The following is an 18,883-nucleotide window of genomic DNA, read 5'->3' on the forward strand; positions in this document are numbered from 1 at the left end:
ACCTACAATCCCTGTCTAGAAAAGAAGCCCACCAATTACTAGAAAAGGTGGGCCAGATTCGTTTTGTTATAAAAAAGATCAATCATCCCATCAATTTGGTAACAGCTTGAGCTTTTACTAATTCGCGAGGCTGATTCAGGTGATTATACACAATTGTTTCAGGATTGATGCCAAACGAGTGGTAGATCGTAGCCAACAGTTCGCGTGGGTGGACCGGATCTTTCCGAGGACTGGAGCCTGTTTTATCTGATTCCCCATGCACATAACCTCGTTTCAAACCAGCACCAGCCATAACAGAGGTGTAACAATAAGGCCAGTGATCTCTTCCATCGTCACTATTTGAGTTACCTGACGTACTCACACCACGTTGCGGGCTTCTTCCAAACTCACCAACGGCGACCACCAGAGTTTCATCGAGAGTACCTCGATCATATAAATCTGAAATTAAACTGGCGAGCCCCTGGTCAAACATGGGGGCAGACTGATCTTTCAAGCGCTTGGATAACCCAGTATGCACATCCCAGGAATGATTGTTAGAGTTAGCAACTTTCGGCCATACGACTTCAACAACACGCGTACCTGCTTCAGCAAGACGGCGCGCCAATAGGAGACTTTGTCCAAAAGTGTTCCGCCCGTACTTATCTCGGACCGCGTCTGGCTCCTGGTCGAGAGCAAATGCATCCCGGGCACGCCCGGATATTACCAGATCAAGTGCTCGAGAATAATATTTATCCAACTTATAGTCTTCGACAGCTTTATTGAGCTGTGGCATTCCTTTGTTGATCGATTCTCGTAAACTGGCACGCCGTTGCAGGCGGGAAGTATAAACATCCGGACGTAGTTTTAAGTCATCTACACTGATTTTATCCATTTTATTCATATCCATATCATCTCCCGGTGGATACAAATAATAGGGATCATACGCACGTCCCAAGAATCCAGCGGTGCCTGCTTTACCGACTACATTACTTTCCTGTAAAGGGCGGGGTAGCATTACAAACGGCAACATAGAAACTTGTGGAGGCTGCAAGCGAATGATGTTTGAACCGAAGTTTGGAAAATCTTTGGGACTCGGAGGTTCTAATTGCCCTGAAGGGCTGACCTTATCTGTCGTGTAACCGGTTAACATTTGATAAATGGCAGCAGTATGATTGAAGAGCCCTTTCGGTGTATAGCTCATTGAGCGAATCATGGTGAACTTGTCGTTTTGCTGCGCGAGATTCGGAAGCAATTCAGTAAATTGCACTCCTGGAATTTTCGTCGGAATTGGCTTGAATACACTTCGCACGTTATCAGGAACATTTTCTTTTGGATCCCATAGATCGAGATGGCTTGGCCCACCTTGCAGAAAGATTAAGATAACGCTTTTCGCTTTTGCCCAACCAGGACCACCACCTTCATTATTGTTGGCAGCTGCTTCCTGAAGTTGTAACATGGAACCGAGTCCCATACCCATCATGCCGGAACCACCAACCCTCAATAAGTCACGTCGGGATATCTGGTTTCTGGATTCACATGCTTCCTTGCCGGGTTGACCTGGAATGATTAGCATCTCAGTATCTCCTCACTTCTGTTAGAGGTCGGTTTGAGTATTCTATCCGTTAGATTGTACTTTCGTTTGTAAAATCGTCTTAGCGATTAAACAGAAATGCGGGGCTATTGATCAATGCCCAGGTTAGGTCCTGAGCCGCAATGAGTCGCTTCTGCTTAACCTGTTCCCCACTAAGCCGAACATCGTTGCGTAAACGGGTCAATTTTCGATCTACAGGGCGAACATTCTGCATTTTCATTAGATGATTTCGTAATTCTACCAGCTTTGGATCAGTCGGACGTGGCTTTTTACTGTCAGCAACTGCTTTCAGCTGCGCTTGCAGCTTACGATCCGACTTACTGTAATAATCAAGCAACTTCTTATTCTCGGCTGCATTTCGTTTATCTTGTTTTTTCGCAAGGATTTTCTGAATATCCTTAGGGTGTTTATCTAAAGTAGTAGGACCACCACTATTAGTGACAGAAAGTCGAAACCGGCCAATAGAATGTGTGTTACTGCTAAAGTGCTGTTTTAAGACAAAAGTTAAAATTGTTCCCTGATCGTCGCCTGTCACTTTTGATTGAATATCAAAACTTGCCATATGTGATTTTCCTGTTTGAGGAGCCAGGGCCCAACCATCACTTGAAGGTTTAACTTTTCCGTCAATAGCAGTCGAAATATTATAAACATTCTGGCTAAAATCGGCCTGTGCATTCGAAAGAGTTAATTTTGTTTTTTGCTCAGGCTTTGATTTTAGTGCTGAATAGACTTCGAATTCATTCAATACAATATTTCCATCTGCTGCACGTCCAGGACCTTTATTAGGCAGTGAATCATGCGTCAGTACTTCGAGACGAACTGCAGAGATTCCTTTCAAAGGCGAATGTGCGACGATTTGATAATCGCCTTTTCCGTTCTTGCCTGTTGCCAGTATAGAAAGGTCCTTTTGTAGCTCTAAGGTTGCTTTATTAGTTGCAGACATCGTTTCCGGCTTGAGGGCAACCCACTTCGAACCTTTCAAATTTTGTTTTTCCCAATTTGCAATTTTCGTTTTCAATGCCTTTTGGTATTCAGACAAAACTTTTTGCAATTTTGCAGTGCGTGCTTTTTGTTCTTCATTTAACCAGGCTTCTCGAGGAGCAATTGCTTTCTGGAACGAAGTCACAGCATGTTGAGCCTCTTGAACATTTTTGACACGTAGATTTTCCTGTTTGATTACATCAGGAGACAAGCTTTTTTCGTAGGTGACCAGCCGTTTCGTTAATGCGTCATGCTCACTTTGAATTTGCTGTTGAATTAAATTGACTCCGGCCTGTTTTTCTTCATTTGTTGCTGGACGATTTAAAACTCTGAGGAAAATCGAATCGATCAGCGAATGATCGTCTTTTTCTTCTTGAACGAGTTTACTAAGGGCATTATTGGGATCACTAATAGCATTCCCAACCGTCGGACCACTAATTAATGCCATAACAGGACCCAGTTCGACACTGGATGATCGTTCGCATTCACAAGGACTCTCGCGTTGAGCACGCCCGAATTTTGCAAGGAAATCACTTTTCAATTTAAAACCAACATCGGGAAGTTCTGCAGCGCGCGTTCCGGCTGGAACTCCCGGGATATTTGAGAGAGAGCCGGTCACACGGCAAAGTGAATCATACAATACCTCTGCTGGTAAACGCCGTGCTTTTGCGTGTGAATAGTTGATCGAATCATCTTCATTCCATTTATTCGTCTTAATCGAAAGTTGATATGTCCGTGACTGACATACCACACGCATTAAATGACGGATATCAAAATCATGTTTTAGGAAGTCAGCCGTCAGTTGATCTAAGAGCTCTGGGTTAGACGGCGGGTTTCCAGCGCGAATATCGTCAATCGGTTCAATCAAACCTGTTCCAGTAAGATAACCCCAGATTCGATTCGCATATGCTTTCGCAAAGTATTGGTTATCGCGTGAAGTGATCCAACGTGCTAATTGTTCGCGGCGTGAAAGTTCTATTTTTTCTGTTTTGAATTCTGCAGGGTAGGGGAATTTAGGTAATGTTTTGGCACCGGTACGTTCATGGATCATCTCACCATCTTTTTTATCGTAGATGACTTCGAACAAAGGTTTTCCACTTTCGACGGCTGTACGACCAATCATGCGTCCTTTACTCTCAGGAGCATTTTTCAAACCATATTGAGCAAAGAAGGCTGATGTTTCATAATATTGATCCTGAGTCCAGCGCTCGAATGGATGATCATGACATTTATTGCAATTGAAACGAATTGCGAGGAATAAATGAGTTGTGTTTTCCATCGTGTCAACTGGAGTACGATGAATTTTGAAGTAGGATGCAGCTGGATTCGTTTTGTTTGAACCAGAGGCGGAAAGCACCTGATAAACAAATTGATCATAGGGAACATTGTCTGAGACAGACTTACGGATCCACTCCCGGAATAATTTTGCGCCTTCGACGCCCAAATATTTACGGTTCACCTGTAAAAGATCAGCCCATTTATTGGTCCAATGTTCTACAAACTCTGGGCTCCCAATCAGGCGATCAATCAATGCATTACGTTTGACATTAGACTCGCGTTTGTCGGCCAAAAAAGTTTTGACATCCTCAATCGTTGGTGGCAATCCAGTTAAGTCAATGAAAAGACGTCTTATAAACTCTGCATCAGTACATAAGTCAGATGGAAGTGTTTTCGTTTTCTTGAGTTTGTTATCTACCAGTTGATCAATGTAATTGTGGATGGGAACCTGCTTCCAGACAAAGTCTGTGCGGTCACCCATAACTGTCACTGTTGTGGCAGCATACTTTCCTTGATAACGGGCCAAAAGCGGCGCTTCGCCCCGCCGGAGAACTTCTACAATCCCACCATGATGCATTTTCGCAATTTCAATATTACTACTATCAATAAATGAATCTGAAGTCACATCACGAACTTCACCATTATCATAAGTTGCCAGTACACGGAACTGCTGTAATAAGCCAGCACGTGGAACAACGGGATTTTCAGGAGTAATTTTGATACTTGTTACTCGGGCAGAATCTTTTTTCAAAGGAGTTCCATTCTTGATCCACGATGCAACGATTTCATAATGCGCATCACCGGCTAACGCAACTTGGCCTCCTTTATGTGGGACTTCGGCAATTGCTTTCAATAAAATGAGACTCTTCTCAGGAGACGCCAGATTAACACGGCGTGATTTAAGATCATCAGTAAATGCTCTCAGGTCAAACAGATCATCGGTTCCTCTTAAGGAAAGTTTAAATCCATCTTTTCCTTTATTTGCACCGTGACATAACCCGGAATTACACCCCATTTTAGTAAATGCGGGGGCAACATCCCGCCAGTAATCGGGACGGTAATCTTCAGGAAATTCGGCTACAGTTATTTTCGCTTTCGTTTGAATTCCCTTTTGACTGAAATTGACATCAACAGTGCCTGGTTGAAGTGCACGTACCAAGCCAGTCGGAGAAACATGTATTTTTCCTGGTTGGCTTAAATTTACTTTTACCAAACGCGTCAGATCTGTTTTCCCTCCGGATTTTAAGTATCCTGTAACAATGAACTGAATCGTGTCATATTTTTGTGCGATCCTGGCAGTTGGTGGTTGTACTTCTAGTTTCACTACCGGGTCAGAGTCAGAGAGTGTTTCTTGTGGCAATTTTTTATGATTCAAATCGACTACGACTACTTCAGATTTCTGTGTTCCAATTTTCGATTCTGCTAATTGTTTTTGACTGGCTTCTAAAGGAACAGGTACAAATGATTTTTTCAGTTTCCCTGTTTTCGCTTCAAACAGCCGAACCTGGCCATCTTGTCCTGCGGTGGCAATAATTTCGCCCTGCGGGTGATAAGCAACAGTATATAAACCTGACTCTGGAACCTTGACTTCACTTACAAGCTTGACAGATTTTGTCCGATTCTCTTCGACTTGCTTTTTCTCAGCCGGGGTTCTTGTCACAACACGTTTTGATAGAATTTTAACCAATTCAGGAGAAAACTTTTTTTCAATTTTGAAAGAGAAGACTTTCAGTTCCCCTGTATGATTCAGACTACTGACTGCGACCAATTGTTTGCCATTCGGATGAATATCGACTCCGAATATTCTTCCTTTGAGAGCAGGGAAGCGTCTTACCTGGTTTGCATCGTCACCAATCACACGCACTGACTGACGGAATACATGGTAAAGTTTAGGTATACCATCTGCACCTCCAACCAGAATTGTATCTTGAGTTGGATGGCGAGCAATCGCTGCCAGTCCCCCTGTCAAAGCTTTGGGGGTAATCGAAGTAATGTTATCGATAAATCGCTGTGTTTTTAATTCAGCCAGTTTCGTTGTCCTGTCACGACTGACAGAAATGACATGACTCCCATCAGTTGAAAAAACAGTATCAAGGACCCAATCATAATGGGCATTCTGATAAAGAATCTCTTTCGCTGTCTCGACTTCGATCACACGCACAGTATTATCAGCACAACCAAATGCCAGTAATTTTCCATCTGGAGACCAACTCGCACCGTAAATGGTGTCATAGGTTAATGGGACCGACTTTTTCAGTGTTTGTTTTGCCACATCCCAGATTTGAATTTCGCCCCGCTCAGCAGGGGTTCCTCCCGTTACTGCTAAATATTTTCCATCAGGCGAAAACTGAACTGATTCAATCCGTTGAGATTTCCCAATCAGTCGCCCGACCAGCTTATCACCTTGTGCAGTATGGAGCACAACTTCATGAAAACCAGCAACAGCCAGAAGTTTTCCGTCAGGAGAGTAATCGAGTGAAGTGACTACCGGAGGAGAGGAATACTTAGGCGGATTCTTTTTATTAAATTGGTACTCAACTTTCTTCGGTGAATCATCAATGGCTCCCTGTTGAATCCAAGAGCGAATCAAGGCGATTTGATCTTGCAAAAGAGGTGATTTCCCTTTCGGCATTTCGGCTTCGTTACCATGGGGAGTAATCAATTTTACAAAATAGCTTTCATCAGGCTTACCTGGAATGATGGCAGTGGTCTCACTTTCTCCCCCCTTAAGTAAACGCGAAAACTCTGTAATCACATATTCCCCTTCAGGATTGCGTGGATGATGGCATCCTGCACAATGTGCCTGAAGTATCGGACGAATCTGTTGATAAAAGCTGATTTTGCCTTTTACTTCAGATGGATTTGCAGCGAAGGTACTCGACGCAAAATATGTACATAAAGTAATGGTAGTGATAGCAAAAGAAAGGAACTTGTCGATCGACATGAGCCCCAACCCCCTTATGGCAGACCTAAGTTAAAATAACTCTGGTGATGAAAAGAGATAGTCTCTTTTCACTGCCCCTTATTGATCTGAGAGGACTCTTTCGAGAGTAGATGATCAATCAGGGTGAGAGTGACGGAAGGATTAGTTTCTCTGACTGCTCCCAGTCAGAAACTAGATTCTCGAATGCAATAATATATTACTATTATGAATATATCGTAATTCTTCGTCGATAATAATTTCTCTTTTTTTGATATATTTTTTGAAGATTTCTTTTCCTGTCCAAGGTAATCATCAGGTCCAAGGTAATCATCAGGACAAAATTCACCCCATTTCGGTATCGAAACTCAATTTGCTGCAAGAAACATCTCCCGGGGCCTTTGTAATCATTAATAGAACGAAACAGAAATTGAACATTTCGCAAAATACAAAAGGAAATAAAAAAGAGGTGGCTGTTTCCAGCCACCTCAATCACTCAGGTAGAAATCAACCCAAGCAGGCACGAATCATTTAGTATTCGCTTCTTTAAAAATCATTTTCAGGATCCGCCAACAATTTTGCTGGTGGAACATTGGCAGCGATCTTTCCGAAGGCGACCAACAATTGGTCCCTCATATCTTCAATCGTGGCACCACCCGGTGCATCGATCCAAATTCCATTGCACGCCTTGGCGATTGCCTGCATTAAATTTCGATCAGCTCCTTTACCAACGGTCATCGTATGCACGGTATAACCCATGTTGGCGGCTTCCACTGCTTGCCAGAAAGCATACTGTTTACTTTTGCTTGAAGTGGAATAGTCTGAGTTACCATCACCATCAAAGTCAGTAACTTCATCCCAGCTCCAAGTTCCTGGTAAAGACCAACCCGAAGGGGAACGATTGGCATTCCCGTCAGTCATCACCAATATCGTAGGCCGAGCACCAACTCGTCCATGTGAATATAACAGTTCTCGTGCATCACGAATCCCGTACCCCATTCCAGTATAAGCAGCGTAATGAGAAGCCTGTTTGTGTCTCTGAATCGTATCGATATCTTCGTAACGATTCGTAATGAGCTCATCTCCTAAATCAACAGTATCTGCAACACCGTCATCATTGAGAACAGATTCGACACGGGAAGAACTATCATAGGTTACTAACCCGGTATAGTCTCCGAATTTTAACCCGCCAAGGAATTCGTTAAAGAGTGTCACTCCCTCTTTCATCGCATGGAACGGATAAATGGGAGCACGCCATAAATCTTCAGACTGATTATTCTTCTTACGTCTTTCAATCAGATAACCAACGAGAGTACGATAACCATAGTCCTTTCTGTAACCATAGTTTTTAACAGAACTATCATTTCGCACCCAGTTAATATAGTTTTTCCATGCGCTCTTATTCGCAGATCCTGTGGGTTGTCCTTTTAAATTGCCATTACTATCTTTTCCTTCCTGAGGAAATGGATATTTCAGGTTTCCATTCGCATCGACTTCATCCAAGTCGAGTGCATAAAAAACCGTTTCATCACTGTTGGAACTATTATAAGTACCATTCGCTGAGTTAATCTTTCCATAGCCTGTCGCGGGAAATTTTAGTTTCCCTGTATCCGAGTAGGTAGTCCCTGAGGCAACTAATGAATCCCAGATATCATCCAGATTCTGCTCCACAGCTGCTTTCCCCATACTTGAAGAAGACATAGCGTCAAATTGACTGTCGTAACTCATAGAACCAGAGTAGTCGAGCACAAGTACAATGTCTCGTGCTTCTATGAATGCGATTGCTGAAGTCGTAATTGATGCAGTTTTATCATTCATGAGTCCAGCAAAGAACAGTTGTAATTTTGAGTCTTCTTGACCTTCGGTTGGATTATCGCGACGCGCTGTCACCTTCACGACGTTATAAGGCTTAGCATCTTCTCCCCAATCCATATGGTCATTGCCCTGACTGTCTTTATAGTGTTTTCCAAATTCGACGTCAGTTTCAGGATCAATGTAAACGCCATTTAAACGAGCCACTTTTTCTGCCATGGCCTTAGCGGCGTCTACAGCAATTGTATTGGCGTCCTGAACTGCGCCCCCTACATCTTGACCTTGATCAATATCATTTGCAGCTTCCTGGATCGTGTTTGTAATTTGTTGAGCAGCAGCCAGGGCAGCGGCATCAACGGCATTCCGCATTCTGGTTTTGGTCATTGTGATAACGGCGATATCAATACCAAATGCCAAAAATCCCATCGTAGCGATGAGAAATGGAGCAGCCATCACCATGAACGCACCACGACGGTTTTGTTCGCCTGGCAAGTTCAACTTTTCATCATGTGTATTTTGTACCTGTTTCATCATTCCCCCCATGTTCCCCTGAAGTCAGAGTGAGACTCTTTAAAAATGTTTTCTAGTTGACAATCTTTGTCGTGCCATTATTCAAAATTAAATCCCAGACCGGATCACCATTGAGTGGCTTCGCCATTGATCCTTCCAGATTCATAATATCCGTGAGATCTGAACTTAATGCTCCCTCAGGAATCTCAATTCCAATTCGAAATAATCGATTTCGATTGGATAAGTCACTCAAGTCAAAGGTATCACCTGCACTGGGAGGATTTGGCATTGGATCAAGGGGAACTCCATCTTCATCATCGGCATGCGTGATCGTAATCGTCAGATTTGATTCATCGTTTTCAATCCCTGATGCACGCAAAAAATTACGTACATCAAGAATGATTTTATCATTCAAGTTCATTCCATTAGGTAAATCCAAACCGGCATCCATCGAAGCTAATCGCCCGGCCTGTGCTAATGACGCGTCCATGACCGTTGTTGTATGCACTGCACGGCGCACTGCAACCATTCCAAGGATTAACGCCAGAAAAACGGGCGCAATCACGGCAAATTCCACTGCAGCTACACCTTTGCGGCTTTGAAATTTGATTTCCGATTTTGTTTGATTGTTTCGAATTACTCGCATGAGTTTACTCCTGCTAACAGTGGCTTACCTGAAACGGTAATATTTTCTGCAAACAAAATTGTTGCAGAGATTTATTCGTGACGCCTGACAGTATGCCCAGACAACATAAGACTCTCTTCATGACTTGCTGCTGCTGCGGCCTCTACCGGGTCAACAAAAAATGAGCTTAGTAGTCGAACATCTTTATACGGAACTTCCACACGAACGATAAATAATTGCGCTTTTTCAGCGTTTGCAAGATTCATGTCGGGAAGGGCAGCAAAATCGATTTGTGAAACATCGACACCTTCTGTGTCAAACATACTGGCATTTTTCACCATGATTGTGGCAAGATTTGAATCAAAAACGGTATCAAGTAATGATTTGACTTTCGTTTCCACCTGTGCTGTTGTAACACCCTCAAGACGACCTAATTTCGCGCCTTCCTGTGTTGCTTCCTGAATGATATTGGATACCACGTAGGCATATCCAAATTCGAAAATGGCATAGACAAATGCCAGAAAAACAGGAGCTACGAACGCTAATTCGACTAAAGTCGCCCCAGAGCGTCCTTCACAATTTTTTTGATTCAATGCCTGTCGGCGATGCCGCGTCAACATCTCAGTCCTCTTGAAAATATTAGTATTGATCCAACTTTGGTTTAATTCATATTCTGCAACTAGGCAGCCGGCCGGGAGAGTACATTCAAGAGGGGATGGTTTTATCCACTAAAACAATAGCTTAGAAATGAGCATGAGGAGGGATTTTTCTGTAAAAAAAAACTTATCATCTTATGTAGTAATACTGATACAGGATGCAAAATAAAACGCTTTCTCTGCGGTCAATATGTTGCCAAAAAGCCACATCAAACGGATGAATGCCAAAAAATTGTTAATTTCTTGTATCTAAGGGAGGGTTATCGTTCTACTTCAATTGAAATCCATGCTGCATTAGCGATACACTGTCGACTAACGTGCCAATTGGTTTCTCAAAAATTTAAAGATTAAATATGTTTTGGCAGAAATAAATTATGGGTAAAAAGGCATCTTCGACTATCAAAGCAGGCTCAAATATTCAGGTAAAAGAAGAGGTATATGTACCGGAATTTCCAGAAATTTGTTGCGGTGGCTGGACAGGAATGGTGGTGGAAGTGCGCGGCAAGAAAGTGTCTGAGCGGACCTATATCCTCGAATGGGATGACGAAACGGAAGCGAAAATGCCCGATGCCTATAAATCTCAATGCGAAGATCAAGGGCTGTTCTTTAAGATGGCCTGCCTCCCTGGGAACGCTTTGATTCTGCGTGATTCTTAAATTTGCACATCACTAAAACACATTAACGGATTCTCATCAGTAGATGTTAATTCGTTCGCGATTTGCTCCAGTGTCTTGTTTACACCAGGAACCACATATTGGGGAGCAAGTTCCGCTAAAGGAGCGGCCAAAAATGCTCGCTCAAGTATTTCCGGATCGGGTATGATTCGGTGCCCGATTTCCAACTGCTCTTCATTAAATAAGACCAGATCGATATCAATCGTTCTGGGTCCGTTTTTATTATCAGGATCGCGGACCCGATCCAGCTGCTGTTCGATCCCGGCAATGACATCCAATCGTAACTTAGATGCTTCTAACGGGGTCTCCATCAGAACTGCTGCATTCAAAAAATCAGCCTGATTCTCGTCTCCGACAGGACTACTTTGCCAAACGGATGATCTTTTAAGAATGACACCATAGCCACTTAATAATCTGACTGCTCGGGGAAGATAGAATTCCGGGCGAATATTACTGCCTAATGCCAGAAAGACCTGATTCATGTCAGACTCCGAAAAGATCCTCGCGGGTTCTCTCGATCGTCACACCTACTGAACGAGCAAAACGCAAAGCCCCAGGCTTTTCAATTCTGACCGTTGCCCGTAGTACTCGTTCATCTTTTAAGCATAGTTTGGCAACTTCTGCAGCCATTTTTTCTACAAGTTCAAACTGTGAGTTTTCGACTAAATTGATAATTTCTTTAGTAATCGTCCGATAGTTGACTGCATCACAAATATCATCTGACTTACCAGCCTCATTTAAGTCCACATGCAAAGTTAAATTGATCAGGACGTCTTGTTTTTTGTTTCTTTCTTCATCATTGATGCCAATAATGGCTCGTAACAATAAATCAGAAATGTTGATTTGATCAGGCATCGTGATAATTATGATGAATATAAAAAGAGGATGCAGCAAGCTAATAAACGTTAAAACAGTTAACTCCACTATAATGTTAGTACAACTGGTTGCACAGGACAGGGCGCTTTTCTAAAAATAGAATTGATTTATTTCTTACCAAATCATTGATCTGGGCCGAAAATTGACAGAAAAAACTCACATGAACAATCAGCAGCAAAATCTCTCGCGTCGTAGTTGGTTAAAACAGTCTATCAATCACTCATTAGGTCTGGCAGGGGGACTTTGCAGTGGTATGCTCATACAAACGCAATCGTTCTCACAATCGACATCGAAACCGGTTAAAACTCCGACTATTTTACTGCGGTCTGGCTGGCAAACGGTGAATATTGGAGATATTGGTCATACTCCCGGAATCTTGAAATTACTCGAATTATATGCGCCCAAGTTTCAGGTCATTCTGTGGCCTAATAGTGTCGATCGGGGGGTCGAACCAATGTTAAAAAAACGGTTTCCCCACCTCAAAATCGTAAAAGGCCGCCTTCAACGCGATGGAAAACTGAACTCAGAGTCTCTCCGGCAAGCATTTCAGAATGCAGATTTTTTTCTCCATGGTTCCGGCCCAAGTGTTGTTTCGCAAAGAGAATTAGCATTCTGGAAAAAAATGACGAGGAAACCCTATGGAATCTATGGGGTCACAATCTCTAAAGTTAATAAAGAGTTACACAGCCTCTTGTCAGAAGCTGCCTTTATCTTCACGCGCGAAACACAATCCCTTAAAAATCTAACTGCAGCCAAAGTAACATCCTCACATCAGGACTTTGCTCCCGATGCGACGTTCGCCATTGATTTAACTAATGATCAGAAAACGTTGGCGTTTCAGAAAAAAAATCAACTGCAAAAAGGGAAATATCTCTGTGCCGTCCCGCGACTCAGATTGACTCCTTATCATAAAATTCATAAATCAATTCGCTGGTCAAAAGAAAAAGTCCGAGAAGTGGAGATGGTGAACCAAAAATACCAGGAATCCGACCACGCGAAGCTACGGGCAGCAATTCAGGAATGGGTACGTCTAACAGGCCAAAAAGTAGTCGTTTGTCCTGAAATGACCTATCAAACTTCAATAATTCGTCCACTCGTGATTGATCGGCTTCCTTCAGATGTCAAATCAATGGTTGTTGCCCACGATGATTATTGGCTCCCAGACGAAGCAGGTTCACTTTATCGCGATGCAGCCGCTGTTGTGAGTATGGAATGTCACTCGCCTATTATCGCCTGTGCACATGGAACTCCCGGTTTATATATTAGACAACCAACAGACACCATAAAGGGGCAAATGTGGTACGATATCGGGCTCAAAGATTGGACTTTTGAAATTGACGAAGTGAATCAAAAGCAAATCGCCAAAAAAGTTACCAATGTCTACCGCAACTATGAGCAGTCGCTCGGGCATTTGGAATCAGTGATGCAATCGATTCAAGACCGCCAGAAAAATACGATGCAAGTTGTGGAAAACGCTATCAGCAATAGTTATTCTTCCTGATCGCTGAATAACACGCTCACTCTTCGTTTTAGAGTTGTTCGCCACCTGTGACCGTTAAAACTTCCCCTGTCACAAAGTCTGATTCAAGCAGATAGAGCAGGGCCTGACAAATATCGTCAGGGTTCCCTGCACGTCTGAGTGGGATCTGTTGTGCTCGTTTTTCGAGATAAGAGGCATCCTGATCGGGCGGTGGGAGGATAGCACCAGGAGCTATAGCATTCACCTGAATTTCGGGAGCCAGCTCAAGTGCAAGACATTCCGTTAACGTCACTAACCCAGCCTTGGAAATTCGATATGGTAAGTGACCGACTCCTGCTCTTCGAGCTCTCCAGTCAACCAAATTGATAATGTGCCCTCTTTGACCCGAGTGAATCGCTTTTGCGAACTTCTGACTCAAAAAATAGGGAGCCTTTAAATTAATATTGAGGTGGGAGTCCCAATCATGCTCAGAAGAGTCTAGCAAAGTCTTATTTTCAAAAACGGATGCACTATTAATGAGAATATCGACCTTACCAAACTTGCTAATAACCGCATCGATAATTTCAGTGGCTGCTTTCTTCGAATTAGCCAAATCTGCTGATACCGTATACGCATTTCTTCCGGTGCGTTGAATTTCCTGGCATGTTTGCTCTGCTTCCTGTTTTGAAGATCCATAATGGATACATATATCAGCACCTGATTCAGCCAGAGTTAAAGCCATACTACGTCCAATGCGTACTGCTGCACCGGTGATGACAGCTACTTTTCCTTTCAAATCCAACTTACAACTCCAAAAAATATACTTGGTAAACAAAAAACCCCGGTTAATCAACCGGGGTCATATAAAAGATTTTGGTACATGAAAAGATATTCTAGTTGACAGAAGCCACTTCTTCTTTCACAACCGGTGTTCTCCCGAAAGCACGTTCTATTTTGCCAACTAAAATCTGTTTTGTGAAGTCCGACTTGAGAATGTAATCATTGGCTCCATGGTTGAATGACTGAATAATGGATGTCGTAGAACGATTTGCTGTCATAACCAGTACTTCAACATCACTAGTTAAAGGTGACTGCTTAATATATTTTACCGATTCTGCATGATTTCCATCAGGTGAATCAATATCGAGTAGAATCAGGTCGGGAGTATTCAGAGCCGCGTCCATGAAAGCTTCTTCAACTGAAGCGGCACTTTCGACAGTGTAACGTTCGTGTAGCAGGCCCTCAAAAAGTGCACGATCCATCTCATCAGAATCAATAATCAGGATACGCTTTTTATCGACCTGCTCTTCATCATAATCGACAATTTCACCCAGCTGTCCCACAAAGCCAAAATGAACAATAATGGGACCAATACCAGTATTAAAAATACCACATTGTGAACCAGCTTCCGGTGGATATAAGGTGTTTATGGACTCTGTTTCAATCACTGTTGGGTGACCTAATAGAAAACCCATGTGGTCGACTGCCTTTTTGGCCTGACCTGCGATCATATTCGACAATTCACAGACAAAATCGGTTAAAACGTGTTCATCATCAGCCAAAGATTCGTCTATGAGTAGGGAGACTGCTTTTGAAACTAATTCGGTAGGAACATTGATAACCACAATCCCTTTCCCAGGGCCATTAACTTCAATGGCTGAGCTTTTTTCAAAGCGTGGCGCTTCATGCACAGGGACTATTTTGGCTAATTCGGCAGTCGTGCCCACAAAATATTTAAAAACATCAACTACGGAGTTAATCACCGGATTGGAAAACCGTTTTGTTAATGTTTCGGTCGTATGAGTAGCTGGAATTAAAGACATAGCAGAAACTCGTCTTATTTAAATAGATACTTCTGTTTAACAAATGCGATTTATGTAGAATCAAATTGTTCTTCCACACTCGAATCCAAACACAGGATTCTCGCAACAGTTTCAATATGATATTTGTTTGCCTAAACTATATGTCAAAAATTTGTTTGGGCCATAAACCTTTAATTATGGGGTAAAGGCTTTGCGAATACCTGAAAACCTATATCCAGTAAAACTAATACAATCCTTCGAGCGAGTGATGATATTTTTGTTAACTGAATCGATTAAGCAAAAACGCTAACTGTTTAAGAAATCAATATATACCTCAATTGCTCAACTGATAGCCAAACTCAACCTGAAAAGACAAGAAATGAAATCACGACATCCATTTTTTCCATTTTTTTTCAATACTGCTTTGCTTCTGATTTTGATCTCCCCAGAATATGAAGTATATGCCTCCTCAATAGAGACAGGGAAATCTGAATGGGAAGGTCGACAAGATGTTTGGCATGGTTTCAAACGGTTTCATTTTCAGCTAGACAACCGTAAATGTTATGTCGTAGTCCCAACTCAAACTGCTTTTCGAAAGCCCTGGGTCTGGCGTGCTCGTTTTCCGGATTTTCATTATGAAATGGATGTGGAATTATTGAAACAAGGTTTTCACATTGCCTATATCGATGTTGCCAATCTGTTTGGGTCACCACAGGCAATCGAGTATGGGAACAAATTTTACCAATACTTAACGAAGCAACATGGGTTTCAACAGAAGGTCGCATTGGAAGGTGTAAGCCGTGGAGGTTTGTTTATTTATAATTGGGCCGTGGTGAATCCAGAAAAGGTAAGCTGTATCTATGCTGACACACCTGTTTGTGATTTCAAAAGTTGGCCCGGTGGAAGAGGAAAAAGTGACGGCTCAAAAGCGAGTTGGGAAGCTTGTCTTAAAGCCTACGGTCTGACTGAAGCAGAAGCCTTGTTATATAAAAATAACCCGATAGACCAAATCCAATCTATTGCTAAGGCACGCATCCCAGTTCTACATATTGTTTCAGAGAATGATCAAGTTGTGCCTCCCGATGAAAACACTTATCTAATGTTTAGCCGAATTCCAGAAAGTGATCGAAAGCATAACTTTAAAGTCCTCTCGGTCAAAACAGGAACTAAAAAATCGAAAGGACATCACTTTCAACATCCTTATCCAAATCGCGTTGTTTCGTTTATTGTTAAAAATACGGTGTATGAAGGGGGAAGCATCAATGAGAAAACAACTCGCACCTTAAAGCAGATCAAGGAAATCAATCAAACGATTCCACCGATCAAATATATGCCGAATCCCAGACGCCTGAAATACCTCAAACAAACCCGTCATAAAATTACGAGGGGCGGAAATCTTCGTGTTGTGATGTTGGGAGATAGCATCGTAAACGATACTTCACGCTCCCAGTGGCATCTTCTAATTGAAGAAAAATACCCTGCATGCAAGATTACCAAAATCACATCAGTTCGTGGTTCTACTGGATGCTGGTGGTATCAAGAAAATCAACGTGTTCAACTTTATGTGACGGAGCACAATCCAGACCTTGTTATTATTGGAGGAATTAGCCACCGAAATGATATTGATGCGATCCAGAGTGTTGTTCGACAAATCAGAGAGCAATCAAACGCAGAGATCTTATTAACGACAGGTGCCTTTGGGAGAGTTGACCCTCATAATGATCAACAATGGCAACTAAGTATTGATCAAGAGAAGACTCTGTATCGATATCAACTTCAACAGCTTGCACAAAATCAAAACTGCGGTTTTCTGGATCTCCGCGCACATTGGGGGCAATATATCAGAAACTCTGATAAAAAAGTGAACTGGTTTCAGCGTGATCCCGTCCACGCAAATGACAAAGGGGAACAAATTCTAGGCAACATTCTGGCACGATATCTGGCGCCTTAAAAAATTGTCTCACTTAGGCAAAAAACGTCATTACTCTCTTTTCATCACCACTCAGCTTAGAGACAATAATTAACACAAGGATGTTGAGACATAACGGCAGGACCTAAACAAAGCCTGTGTGCTGATGAGTGCATCAAGTGATTTCCCACCGAGTATTTAGAAAAGGTAGATTTCAAAGAACAAACTTCTATGGAACGCTTCTGCGCACCGTCAGTATTGTCGTTCTTTGCATTTTCTTTCTGATTACTAATACAAGAGTTCTACCTGGACTGACTCTGGGAAAGAATTGCCATTGTGAAAGCCAGTTAAAAACAACATCACAATGTTGTTGTATCAATGCCATAACAACAGAAAAAATAACCAAACCGAAAGCCTGCTGTTCATCAAAAAAACAAAAGCTCCCCCAAAGCTGCTGCTCAAATCAGAACAAGTGTCTTTCTAATTCAAATACTGAAACCAAAAATGCCTCTTCCATTTGTGGCTGTAGTCATTCCACAAAGCAAGGACTCTCAGTTGTCAATCAGTGGGATCTGAATCCTCCCCTGACATTAAACACAGCAAATGAGCTGATCATTCCACTAAACTTTATCAACGATCTACCTATCAAGAGATCGTTCGTTCCAGAGATCCCGCCTCCCCAACTGATCATGCTGTGATGATCTTTTTGCTTGTGTTTGATTTGGGTATCAATCTTCATTAATGCCCTGAGAACCCGCTACCGCTTTACCCACCTTATTAATTGATTCATGTCGAGGATGCTTCGATCCTGGCGAATAATCAAAAGGGGAAACATACCATGAATTTTCCAAAAAAATTAGCATCCCGCTCAAATCGCGGATTTACACTCATTGAACTCTTAGTCGTCATTGCAATCATCGCAATCTTGATTGCACTACTTCTTCCCGCGGTCCAACAGGCCAGGGAAGCTGCCCGCCGTTCGACTTGTAAAAACAGTCTGAAACAGATTGGACTGGCACTACATAATTACCACAACGCTCACAAAACTTATCCACCTGGATATATCGCTCGAGGAGTTACTCTAACAGATCGAAGTGATACAGAGACAGGCTCCGGATTTGCATGGGGAGTAATGCTATTGCCGTTTCTGGACCAGGCTCCCTTGTACAATCAACTTGATTTAAATTTAGATTGTACAGATAGCCCCAATATTGATCTTGCGGATGAAGCACTCCCCATTTTTCGCTGTGCTAGCGACCCTAATCAAGGGGTTTTTTCAGTCTCTGATGGATCAGTTAATTATCAACTTTCATCAGCAAATTATGTCGGTATCTTTGGCTATGGAAATCTGACTATGGCACCCGGAAATCCAACTGAGAAAGGAATTCTGTACCGCAATAGTAATGTCAAAGTTCGTGATCTCACCGACGGGGCGTCGAATACGATTGTTGTCGGAGAGCGTTCATATCAGCATCAATTTGTCGGGGCTAGCTCAACGATTCAGGCAGACTCTACATGGTATGCTGCGATTCCGGGAGTCATGCGACCGGCTGGTATGGCCATGGCCTCTATGATGGAAGGTCAAGCCTCATTAATCCTTGGGCACGTGGGGCAGGGAGGAACAATGATAATGCATCATCCCCCCAACACCACAAACCATATCGCAAATTTCTCCAGTAAGCACGAGGGAGGAGCCCATTTTCTTTTGGGCGACGGAAGAGTTCGTTTTCTCAGCGAAAACATGAACTACGAAACCTTTAAGAATTTGGGGACAATTGCTGATGGGAACGTTCTCGGGGAATTCTAAGCAT

The 18,883-nt window shown here is 42.6% G+C and carries 13 protein-coding genes; 4 read left to right on the forward strand and 9 right to left on the reverse strand.

What is annotated here, in order from left to right; genetic code table 11:
* Positions 1–82 precede the first annotated feature (82 nt).
* The 5 genes from V144x_RS14865 to V144x_RS14885 all read right to left on the reverse strand — a co-directional run bounded on the left by V144x_RS14865 (position 83) and on the right by V144x_RS14885 (position 10,316).
* Positions 83–1,552 carry a DUF1501 domain-containing protein gene (locus V144x_RS14865; RefSeq protein WP_144985923.1) on the reverse strand — a complete coding sequence of 490 codons (1,470 nt, stop codon included), beginning with the start codon at positions 1,550–1,552 and terminating at the stop codon, positions 83–85.
* Between the two features lie 79 nt (positions 1,553–1,631).
* Positions 1,632–6,773: a DUF1549 domain-containing protein gene (locus V144x_RS14870; protein WP_144985924.1), complete on the reverse strand. Its 5,142-nt coding sequence runs from the start codon at positions 6,771–6,773 to the stop codon at positions 1,632–1,634.
* Between the two features lie 522 nt (positions 6,774–7,295).
* A complete protein-coding gene (locus V144x_RS14875) occupies positions 7,296–9,095 on the reverse strand; it encodes a vWA domain-containing protein (RefSeq protein ID WP_197998439.1) in 1,800 nt (599 codons plus the stop codon).
* 49 nt (positions 9,096–9,144) lie between these two features.
* Positions 9,145–9,717, reverse strand: coding sequence for a TadE/TadG family type IV pilus assembly protein (locus V144x_RS14880; RefSeq protein WP_144985926.1), 573 nt, complete (start codon positions 9,715–9,717; stop codon positions 9,145–9,147).
* Positions 9,718–9,788: 71 nt separating this feature from the next.
* Positions 9,789–10,316, reverse strand: coding sequence for a TadE/TadG family type IV pilus assembly protein (locus V144x_RS14885; RefSeq protein ID WP_144985927.1), 528 nt, complete (start codon positions 10,314–10,316; stop codon positions 9,789–9,791).
* Positions 10,317–10,726: 410 nt separating this feature from the next.
* On the opposite strand from V144x_RS14885, the gene V144x_RS14890 reads away from it, so the two are divergent.
* Positions 10,727–11,008, forward strand: a complete 282-nt coding sequence (locus V144x_RS14890) for a hypothetical protein (protein WP_144985928.1) — start codon at positions 10,727–10,729, stop codon at positions 11,006–11,008.
* Here the strand turns inward: V144x_RS14890 and folK are convergent.
* Together folK and folB are read right to left on the reverse strand one after the other, a co-directional pair.
* Positions 11,005–11,508 (reverse strand): 2-amino-4-hydroxy-6-hydroxymethyldihydropteridine diphosphokinase, encoded by a 504-nt coding sequence (folK, locus tag V144x_RS14895; RefSeq protein WP_144985929.1) that lies wholly within the window; start codon positions 11,506–11,508, stop codon positions 11,005–11,007. The genes V144x_RS14890 and folK overlap by 4 nt on opposite strands.
* A 1-nt stretch (position 11,509) precedes the next feature.
* Positions 11,510–11,881 (reverse strand): dihydroneopterin aldolase, encoded by a 372-nt coding sequence (gene folB / locus V144x_RS14900; RefSeq protein ID WP_144985930.1) that lies wholly within the window; start codon positions 11,879–11,881, stop codon positions 11,510–11,512.
* 181 nt (positions 11,882–12,062) lie between these two features.
* Between folB and V144x_RS14905 the strand changes: the two genes are divergently transcribed.
* The gene (locus V144x_RS14905) at positions 12,063–13,403 is read left to right on the forward strand and encodes a polysaccharide pyruvyl transferase family protein (RefSeq protein WP_144985931.1); all 1,341 of its coding nucleotides are present in this window, start codon (positions 12,063–12,065) and stop codon (positions 13,401–13,403) included.
* Between the two features lie 28 nt (positions 13,404–13,431).
* On the opposite strand, the gene V144x_RS14910 is transcribed toward V144x_RS14905, so the two are convergent.
* Together V144x_RS14910 and V144x_RS14915 are read right to left on the reverse strand one after the other, a co-directional pair.
* Positions 13,432–14,163 carry an SDR family oxidoreductase gene (locus tag V144x_RS14910; protein ID WP_144985932.1) on the reverse strand — a complete coding sequence of 244 codons (732 nt, stop codon included), beginning with the start codon at positions 14,161–14,163 and terminating at the stop codon, positions 13,432–13,434.
* Between the two features lie 91 nt (positions 14,164–14,254).
* Positions 14,255–15,184: a response regulator gene (locus tag V144x_RS14915; RefSeq protein WP_144985933.1), complete on the reverse strand. Its 930-nt coding sequence runs from the start codon at positions 15,182–15,184 to the stop codon at positions 14,255–14,257.
* A gap of 358 nt (positions 15,185–15,542) precedes the next feature.
* Here V144x_RS14915 and V144x_RS14920 point away from each other — a divergent pair, with 358 nt between their 5' ends.
* Both V144x_RS14920 and V144x_RS14925 read left to right on the forward strand, forming a co-directional pair.
* Positions 15,543–17,114 (forward strand): SGNH/GDSL hydrolase family protein, encoded by a 1,572-nt coding sequence (locus V144x_RS14920; RefSeq protein WP_144985934.1) that lies wholly within the window; start codon positions 15,543–15,545, stop codon positions 17,112–17,114.
* Between the two features lie 796 nt (positions 17,115–17,910).
* A complete protein-coding gene (locus V144x_RS14925; protein ID WP_144985935.1) occupies positions 17,911–18,879 on the forward strand; it encodes a DUF1559 domain-containing protein in 969 nt (322 codons plus the stop codon).
* Positions 18,880–18,883 lie beyond the last annotated feature (4 nt).

Source organism: Gimesia aquarii, from assembly GCF_007748195.1.
GTDB lineage: Bacteria > Planctomycetota > Planctomycetia > Planctomycetales > Planctomycetaceae > Gimesia > Gimesia aquarii.

Coding starts and splice junctions, on each gene's coding strand:
- V144x_RS14865 (WP_144985923.1), bottom strand. CDS start 1,552: ATGCTAATCATTCCAGGTCAACCCGGCAAGGAAGCATGTGAATCCAGA.
- V144x_RS14870 (WP_144985924.1), bottom strand. CDS start 6,773: ATGTCGATCGACAAGTTCCTTTCTTTTGCTATCACTACCATTACTTTA.
- V144x_RS14875 (WP_197998439.1), bottom strand. CDS start 9,095: ATGATGAAACAGGTACAAAATACACATGATGAAAAGTTGAACTTGCCA.
- V144x_RS14880 (WP_144985926.1), bottom strand. CDS start 9,717: ATGCGAGTAATTCGAAACAATCAAACAAAATCGGAAATCAAATTTCAA.
- V144x_RS14885 (WP_144985927.1), bottom strand. CDS start 10,316: ATGTTGACGCGGCATCGCCGACAGGCATTGAATCAAAAAAATTGTGAA.
- V144x_RS14890 (WP_144985928.1), top strand. CDS start 10,727: ATGGGTAAAAAGGCATCTTCGACTATCAAAGCAGGCTCAAATATTCAG.
- folK (WP_144985929.1), bottom strand. CDS start 11,508: ATGAATCAGGTCTTTCTGGCATTAGGCAGTAATATTCGCCCGGAATTC.
- folB (WP_144985930.1), bottom strand. CDS start 11,881: ATGCCTGATCAAATCAACATTTCTGATTTATTGTTACGAGCCATTATT.
- V144x_RS14905 (WP_144985931.1), top strand. CDS start 12,063: ATGAACAATCAGCAGCAAAATCTCTCGCGTCGTAGTTGGTTAAAACAG.
- V144x_RS14915 (WP_144985933.1), bottom strand. CDS start 15,184: ATGTCTTTAATTCCAGCTACTCATACGACCGAAACATTAACAAAACGG.
- V144x_RS14920 (WP_144985934.1), top strand. CDS start 15,543: ATGAAATCACGACATCCATTTTTTCCATTTTTTTTCAATACTGCTTTG.
- V144x_RS14925 (WP_144985935.1), top strand. CDS start 17,911: ATGAATTTTCCAAAAAAATTAGCATCCCGCTCAAATCGCGGATTTACA.